Source organism: Exiguobacterium sp. s189 (assembly GCF_018617615.1).
Classification (GTDB): Bacteria; Bacillota; Bacilli; order Exiguobacteriales; family Exiguobacteriaceae; genus Exiguobacterium; species Exiguobacterium aestuarii_A.
Map to the genome: position 1 here is coordinate 1 of NZ_JACSKM010000021.1, position 7,695 is coordinate 7,695.

8 protein-coding genes are annotated in these 7,695 nt (G+C 48.9%); 3 read left to right on the plus strand and 5 right to left on the minus strand.

The features are described 5' to 3' along the window. Window positions 1-204: 204 nt before the first annotated feature. Together KNO99_RS15100 and KNO99_RS15105 are read left to right on the plus strand one after the other, a co-directional pair. Window positions 205-1,437 carry an MFS transporter gene (locus KNO99_RS15100; RefSeq protein ID WP_214750058.1) on the plus strand — a complete coding sequence of 411 codons (1,233 nt, stop codon included), beginning with the start codon at window positions 205-207 and terminating at the stop codon, window positions 1,435-1,437. A gap of 53 nt (window positions 1,438-1,490) precedes the next feature. Further along, window positions 1,491-1,886 (plus strand): thiol-disulfide oxidoreductase DCC family protein, encoded by a 396-nt coding sequence (locus tag KNO99_RS15105; protein ID WP_214750060.1) that lies wholly within the window; start codon window positions 1,491-1,493, stop codon window positions 1,884-1,886. Window positions 1,887-1,920: 34 nt separating this feature from the next. On the opposite strand, the gene KNO99_RS15110 is transcribed toward KNO99_RS15105, so the two are convergent. The 4 genes from KNO99_RS15110 to mutY form a co-directional block, all read right to left on the minus strand. Beyond that, window positions 1,921-3,669, minus strand: a complete 1,749-nt coding sequence (locus KNO99_RS15110) for an ABC transporter ATP-binding protein (protein WP_074033116.1) — start codon at window positions 3,667-3,669, stop codon at window positions 1,921-1,923. 39 nt (window positions 3,670-3,708) lie between these two features. After that, the gene (ntdP, locus tag KNO99_RS15115) at window positions 3,709-4,251 is read right to left on the minus strand and encodes a nucleoside tri-diphosphate phosphatase (RefSeq protein ID WP_015880896.1); all 543 of its coding nucleotides are present in this window, start codon (window positions 4,249-4,251) and stop codon (window positions 3,709-3,711) included. 89 nt (window positions 4,252-4,340) lie between these two features. Next, on the minus strand, window positions 4,341-4,766 hold the full coding sequence (locus KNO99_RS15120) for a hypothetical protein (RefSeq protein WP_214750062.1): 426 nt from the start codon (window positions 4,764-4,766) through the stop codon (window positions 4,341-4,343). Further along, window positions 4,753-5,787, minus strand: coding sequence for an A/G-specific adenine glycosylase (gene mutY, locus KNO99_RS15125; protein WP_214750064.1), 1,035 nt, complete (start codon window positions 5,785-5,787; stop codon window positions 4,753-4,755). The genes KNO99_RS15120 and mutY overlap by 14 nt, the downstream gene beginning before the upstream one ends. Before the next feature lie 88 nt (window positions 5,788-5,875). Here mutY and KNO99_RS15130 point away from each other — a divergent pair, with 88 nt between their 5' ends. After that, entirely contained in the window at window positions 5,876-6,859 is a 984-nt protein-coding gene (locus KNO99_RS15130; protein ID WP_214750066.1) for a metal-dependent hydrolase, read from the plus strand. Here KNO99_RS15130 and KNO99_RS15135 read toward each other — a convergent pair. Beyond that, window positions 6,832-7,695: transposase (locus KNO99_RS15135; RefSeq protein WP_214750068.1), on the minus strand; the 864-nt coding region annotated here is incomplete at its 5' end. The genes KNO99_RS15130 and KNO99_RS15135 overlap by 28 nt on opposite strands.

The following is a 7,695-nucleotide window of genomic DNA, read 5'->3' on the forward strand; positions in this document are numbered from 1 at the left end:
CTGAGTCGCGATGCGGCTCCGGGATTGCCTGCGGAAAGCGTGGGCGCCGGAAGGACGAGTTCGAACATCTTATTTGTCAACAAGCTGAAAGAGATGCGCGAGCATCTCTTTTTTATTGCCTAAAAGGGGACATCTTCAGCAAAAGTGTCTCTTTTTATCGAGCACCGTCCCCCATTACAGTAGAACCAAGGAGGTGCTCACAATATGAAATTTAAGGATTTTCCATTAAACGTCCGCTTGCGACTCGTTTGCGGATTTTGTATTCGGATCGTCGGCTCTGCCATTTTCCCATTCATGGCACTCTATTTTTCAGAAGAACTTGGTAAAGTGCCCGCTGGAATCATCATGACGTCATTCGTTATTGTCGGCTACTTGACCGGCCTATTCGGTGGGTACTTCTCCGATCGGTTCAATCGGAAGGTTATCTTACAAATTGGTCAGGTGATTCAAATCATCTGTTTTCTTGGTATGACCGTCGCCATTCACCCATCGAATAACTGGGCACTTGTCGTCGCCATCCTTTACTTCGGGCATGCCGTGTCGAACGGGTTGAACTATCCGGCACTCGAGGCAATCGTCATCGATTCAATGGAAGAGTCGAATCGAAAAGCCATCTATGTATATGACTATTGGCTCGTCAATTTAGCTATCGCAGGAGGGGTCATGCTTGGAGGTGCCTTTTATCGAGACCATCGCTTCGCTCTCTTCATCGGCATGACAATCGTTCTTACAATCACGACGATTGTACTTCAACGTTATTTGGTCGATACGTATACTGGGAACCGTTCGACTCCGTCAAATCCGATTCACGGGGTCATCGAAAACTATAAAATCGCGTTGCGCGATCGCCGTTGGATCACCTTCGTCCTCGGAAGTATGCTCGTCTTTTCGACCGAGTTTCATATGGCGAATTACATCGGTGTCCATTTAGCCGAGTCATTTGAAAGTCGACAAATTTTCGGAATACCATTTGACGGAGTACGCATGATGGCTTTTATGCAACTTGAAAACACGTTGCTCGTCGTCGCCATCACGTTCGCCGTCACCGCATTCGTCAAGCGGTTTAAAGAGAAAGCCGTCTTCTTCGTCGGATTATCATTGTACGTGACGGCCTATGCCGCCATCACATCAATGAATTCCTTCATCGTTCTCGCCGCACTTGCAATCATCTTTACGATTGGTGAGCTTCTTTACTCTCCGATTCGACAAGTGAAACAAGTCGATTTGCTCGACCCTGAGCGACGCGCTTCTTATCTTGCATTCGGTGGCCTGACGTTCCATGGTGCCAAACTCGTCGCGGCAGCCGGTATCGTCGTCGGTGCGTTCATCGGTCCTATCTTCATGAGCGGGTATATCTTTATCTTTGGTGCCCTCGGTGCTTACTTGTATTATGTATCGCTATATAAGATGCAACCTGCTCGCCAACTCGCGGCTTGACGTTTAACATGAACACAAAACGGTAAAACAGTACGATGAAGGAGGCGAAGCACTTGCCTGCGATTGTGTTATTCGATGGAGACTGCAACTTTTGCGATGCCAGTGTCCAGTTCATTATTCGTCACGACCGACATGCCTCGATTCACTTCGCATCGCTCCAAAGCGAAGTCGGTCATTCGTATCGAGCACGACACCGAATCCCAGAATCAGTCGACAGTATCGTCTACATTGAAGAAGGTGTTCCTTACTTGAAATCAGACGCAGCGATTCGGATTGCCGAGCACCTTGATGGCCGTTGGCGCCTGCTCCGGTTCATCCGATTCGTACCTAAATGGATTCGTGATCGCGGATATGATCTCTTCGCCAAACATCGGACACGTCTATTCGGGAAGAAGGAAGTGTGCACGCTCCCTTCCCCCGATGTGCGTAAACGATTTTTAGACCACTAAAAAAGTCGAGCCCTATACGGACTCGACTTTTTCGTTATTCAACTACGGCTAAATCTTGAATCATATACAAATCATAATAGGCACCACGACGACGCATCAGTTCTTCGTGCGTTCCTGTCTCCATGATTTGTCCGTTCTCGACAACGACGATTTGATCGGCGTCGGTGATCGTCGACAAGCGATGGGCAACGATTAACGTCGTCCGCCCTTTCGTCAGACGAGCAAGCGAGTCTTGAATCATCGCTTCACTCTCTAAGTCAAGTGCACTCGTTGCCTCATCTAAAATCAAAATCGGAGGGTTCTTCAAGAACACACGCGCGATTGCAAGTCGTTGCTTTTGTCCTCCGGAAAGTTTGACACCTTTCTCCCCGACCGGTGTCGCATATCCGTCCTGTAGTTTCGAGATAAACTCATGGGCGTTAGCCGCCTTCGCCGCTGCGATGACTTCTTCATCCGTCGCATCCGGATTCCCCATGCGGATGTTCATCGCGACCGACTCACTGAAGAGGACCGAATCCTGCATAACCATTCCAATCTGGTCACGGAGCGCACGCAATTTGAAATCACGTACATCGACCCCGTCGATTTTGATACTTCCATCCGTCACGTCATAGAAGCGTGGAATCAGACTGACCAGTGTGGACTTTCCGCCACCGGACATCCCGACGAATGCTACGCGTTCCCCAGAACGAATTTGAAGGTTCACATCGTTCAATGCCCGTGTCCCGTCCTGCTCATACGAAAAGCTCACATGCTCAAGATCGATTTTACCTGCTGTCGACAGTGGGACGAATCCGTTCGGTTTCTCCTCGATATCATATGTCTCATCCAAGAATTCAAAGACACGGTCCATCGAAGCGACCGACTGCGTGAGTGTCGTCGCCGAGTTGACGAGACGTCCGAGCGGCGCATAGAGACGGTCAATATAAGCAATGAACGCAACGAGCGTACCGAGCGTTACCTGTTCTTGAATAACGAGCCACGACGCCGTTGTGAAGATGAGGATCGGCGCGATATCTGTGATGGTTGAAACGACGACATACGTTTTGGCGTTCCAACTCGTATGTTTAAGCGCCGCATTCAAGAAACCGCCGTTCTGTTGTTCGAACGCCTTGTTTTCATAAGGCTCTAGCGCAAAACTTCGAATGACCGCCATCCCGTTCACACGTTCCGTCAAATGTCCCTGAAGATCAGCGAGCGCTGCCGAGCGTTCACGCGTCAAGCGACGCAACCGTCCATAGAAATAACGGACCGCAAATGCATAGAACGGAAGTGGTAAGATGGCAATCAGTGTGAGTTGTGGATCAATCGTGTACATGATTCCAATAGCGATGAAAATCGTAATCATATCGAGCCAAATATTCATCAAGCCGGTGATGACGAAGTCTTTCGTCTGTTCGACGTCGTTGATGATCCGCGAAATGATTTGCCCCGTCTTATTGTTTGAATAAAAGCGAAGCGACAACTTCTGGACGTGATCGAACAGTCTGTTCCGTACATCGAACAAGACACGGGTCGCGGCCCACTGCGCCAAATATTGACGCAAGTATTCAATTGGTGGCTTGAGAACGAGGAAGACAAAGAAGACGATACTGAATAACCAGACAAGCGTCGTATAGTCCTGTCTCGGCGCATCATCACCTAAATAATTATCAATGACATATTTATAAAGTAACGGTAATCCGAGCGGAATCGAAAACTTTAAAATCCCGACGAAAATCGTTAGGGCAATTTGTTTTTTATAAGGTTTAACAAATTGCAGATAACGTTTAATACTACCCATAGTTCCTCCTTCATTAAGAAAAAAAGCGGAGATGAGGAATCATCTCCGGTAACGTGCTTCGTATTCGCGATACCATTCATCGACGAATGTTGGGTTGAACGGACCTTTCCGTCCTCGAATCCAGTTGATCAGTTCTTGCACGTTCTGCTTCAAGATTCGATCAATCGCTTTCGGATAATTCATCTCGCGACGATGCCGCTCATATTCATCTTCATCTAAAATCGTATACGACATATCCGGGAACACCTTGATGTCCAAATCGTAATCGATATATTTGATGGCACGTTCATCCCCATCAAATGTAGTCGGCGAACCTAGATTACAGTAGTAGTAAATCCCGTCTTCGCGAATCATACAGATGACATTGAACCAATACTCAGATGAAAAGTAGCAAATTGCCGGCTCACGCGTTCTCCATTGCCGACCGTCTGATTCACTGACCATGATGCGGTCGTTGAATCCGATCATATCCGTTTTTGACGACTGAAGGACGAGCGTTTCTTCCCAAACGCGATGCAAAGTTCCGTTGTGCTTGTAGCTCTGTATCTCGATTTTGCTACCTGCTTTGGGAAATAAGCTCATAAGCTCCTCCTTTCCGCTGTGATGCTATACAATTCTCATATTTAATTATAGCGACTTTCAGAACCAATGAAAAAGGAAATCTCTTATTTTCATGAATTTAGTGTTTTTTGGAAGGCCCGTGCCCGTTCCTGAAACATCGGACGAAGCACGAAATATTCGACGAGTATGTTCGGAACATAGCTATCGAACGTCACTTCGTCAATCATGACCGCCTTTCCGTCACGCGACTCGACTCGGTGCACGTGCGTGAACCGTTTGAACGGAAACGGCAGTGTCTTCCCTTGATCACAGAACGCCCTGTTTCCTGAAATCGAGATGGCACTATTCCAGGGCAATTCTATTGGACCGACCCCTATTAACAACTTCACTTCATTGCCTTCGACCGAGGCACCATCCCCCATTAGACGTACTTTAGGAAACTTTGTCAGCTTCGTCAAAAGCGAAGCATCCTGTAATAGATCCCATAGCGTATCAACCGCCGTATCGTATGTCGACTCTACATCAAATCGTCTCACTTTCACCACCTGCCAATCGTTCTAGTTTTTGTTGAGCCACAGAAACCGTCTTCACCTCGCGCTCTGAGGCGTCTAACCAAACGACATCATCGGTCGGGAGCGTATCGACTCGATATAAATCGATATACCAAACGATATGGGAGAAGACGTGTTTCACTTGCCCGAGATAAGTTCCGTTTACCTGTTCCCCCGTTCCTCGTTCGGTAAGCGGATATTGCCACATCCCAGCGAGCAGTCCTTTTTCTGGTCGTTGTTCATAGGCGACTTTCCCATCTTTTTCGATACATAGCGCGTCATACATTTCGACACGTGCCGCTCCTTTTTTCGTTTTCACCGGCAGCTCATCTTGAACGTGGTGGGCATACGCATAACAGGTGTCTTGGACCGGACAAAGCGAGCACATCGGATTTTTCGGTGTACAGACCGTCGCCCCTAATTCCATGACGCCTTCATTAAAATCAGAAGCATGAGTCGGGTCCATCAAACGACGAACGACTTGTTCAAATAGTTTACGCGTCTTCGGTACGGCGATATCGTCATAGATCCCGAATTGTCGCGACATGACGCGCATGACGTTCCCATCGACTGCTGGTTCCGGTTGGTTGTAAGCAATCGACAACACCGCTCCCGTCGTATAAGGGCCGACTCCCTTCAATTTTTCGAAACGTTCCTTCTCTTCGGGGACGATGCCATCATAAACAGAAGCGACTTCTTTGACTGCCTCGTGTAAGTTTCGGATGCGTGAGTAATAACCGAGACCTTCCCAATACTTGACGACCTCCTCTGTCTCGGCGGAAGCGAGCGCCTCAAGTGTCGGGAATCGTTCCATGAAACGGTTGTAATATGGGATGACCGTGTCGACCCGCGTCTGTTGTAACATGACCTCACTCACCCAGACGCGATATGGATTTTTCGCATGACGCCAAGGTAAATCACGCTTTTCACGATTGAACCACGTGACCAATCCCTCATTGAATTGATGAATATTATAATTTGTGAACAATTTATCAAGATTAAGCATTGTGTTTCCCCTCGTTTTAAAAATATTGTATGATTATTAAGAACAGATGACGTGATTTTGTATATATTGATGGAGGTGCTGAAGCACATTGGATACTGCGACACACATTGGTATGGGACTTGGTTTAAGTGCCATCGCGACGCTCAGCCCGGAGGTGTCAGGTGATGCACAGATGTTTCTGGCCATGACAGCCACGGCTCTCGTCGGCTCGCATGCACCAGACTTCGACACCGTCTTTAAGTTAAAAGGAAATAGTACGTATTTACGCCAGCATCGCGGTCGTTCACACGGAATCACCGCACTGCTTGCTTGGCCGATTATCGTCAGTGCCGTCATCGGTACGGTGCTTGGCGTCAATCCCGCCTCCCTATGGGTCATGGCACAAATCGCTGTGTTGTTACACGTCACGGTCGACTTATTCAACGCTTACGGGACGCAAGCGCTACAGCCATTTTCGAAAAAGTGGATTGGCTGGGGTGTCATCGGAACGTTTGATCCGTACTTGTTCTCTGCTTATTACGGTGCATATGCATTATGGATGATTACCGGTGCGACTGTCCCTATTTTTGCATTGCTCATTGCGCTTGTCATTAGTTACTATGCAATTCAGTTTAAATTGCGTAACCGTGCGCTCGCTACTGTGGCACGACACTTTGCCGGTGCACATGAACTATTTATCTCACCAGGAATCGGTTGGGATGATTGGCACGTTGCCGTCCGTTTCCGCGATGGTCTCGGAGCCGTGAAAGTGAAGAAAGGGAAAGTCATCGAGTGTGGTCGCTTCCGCGACAAACCGATGCCTGGGGAAGAAGATCTTCATTTCGTCGAAGCTCGAAAAAATGCTGATTTGCAAGCGTTCCTCGAGTTTTCAAAAATTCACACGTATACCGTGACACGCCATAACGGAATGATTGAATATCGTTTCACGAACTTACGTTATTTCTCAAAAAATATGTATCCGTTCGTCGCTGTCGTCATCGTAGACGAACAGTCGAATGATGTATTGTCTTCATTCACTGGATGGGTATTCAGCGAAGATAGCCTTCAGAAGAAACTGGTATACGAACAATAAAAAGTCGCTCGGTTGAGCGACTTCAGGCTGTTGACGAACCAAATCGCATATGGCGATTTGGTTCGTCTTTTTTTATGTTCAACGAGCTTGAGGCGTTCTGTCCGACAAAAGATTGAAGAAATGTTATGTAGACAGTCCTTTCTGGCCAACAGGTTGGCCAGCTTCTTCATGTTTTGTGCGGTGGCTGCCACCAGATTGGCGCGTTGGACCTTCGCGGTCCCCCTGTAGAAGGTGAAACGGAGCCCATGGAGTTCTTTCCCATCGGCGAACGAGCGCTCGACGGTCTGCGGCCGCAGTCGGTAGAGGGATTTCCCAGACGCGGACAGGCGGTTCTCGTTCACCTGCTCGCGGTAATGTTCATCGACGTGGCGTGTGATGTCCCTTCGGTGCGTCCGGCTGGACGTGCACTTCTCGAGGAGCGGGCAGTTCTGACAGATGGAGGGGTCGGACACGTAATGGTGATAGCCGTGGCGGTCCGTCGTCTGATAGGTGAGGCGCTGTCGCGCCGGACAGAGATAAGCATCCTCTTCCGGCAGGTACGTGTATCGGGTCTTGCGGAACATTCCTTTCTTCCCGCCGAAACGCCTCCGGGCGATGACCCCGAAAACACCCCGTTCGACGAGCGCCTTCGCGATCCCGGTCGTGAAGTAACCGGCATCGAGTGCGACCGCCTCGAGCGGGAAATGGAAACGTTCGAGGACATGGTCGAGCCGATCGAGGTAGACGGTGCTGTCCGACACGTTTCCGGGTGTGACGTGTACATCGACGATGAAATTGTGCTTGGCGTCGACCGTCCGATGCGCCAGCCAGAAAAAGCCTTCCGGCTTCTGGTCACG

Bases quoted from the DNA above. Each gene is read 5' to 3' on its own strand.
- mutY (WP_214750064.1), bottom strand. From the start codon at position 5,787: ATGCTTAATCTTGATAAATTGTTCACAAATTATAATATTCATCAATTC.
- KNO99_RS15100 (WP_214750058.1), top strand. From the start codon at position 205: ATGAAATTTAAGGATTTTCCATTAAACGTCCGCTTGCGACTCGTTTGC.
- KNO99_RS15110 (WP_074033116.1), bottom strand. From the start codon at position 3,669: ATGGGTAGTATTAAACGTTATCTGCAATTTGTTAAACCTTATAAAAAA.
- ntdP (WP_015880896.1), bottom strand. From the start codon at position 4,251: ATGAGCTTATTTCCCAAAGCAGGTAGCAAAATCGAGATACAGAGCTAC.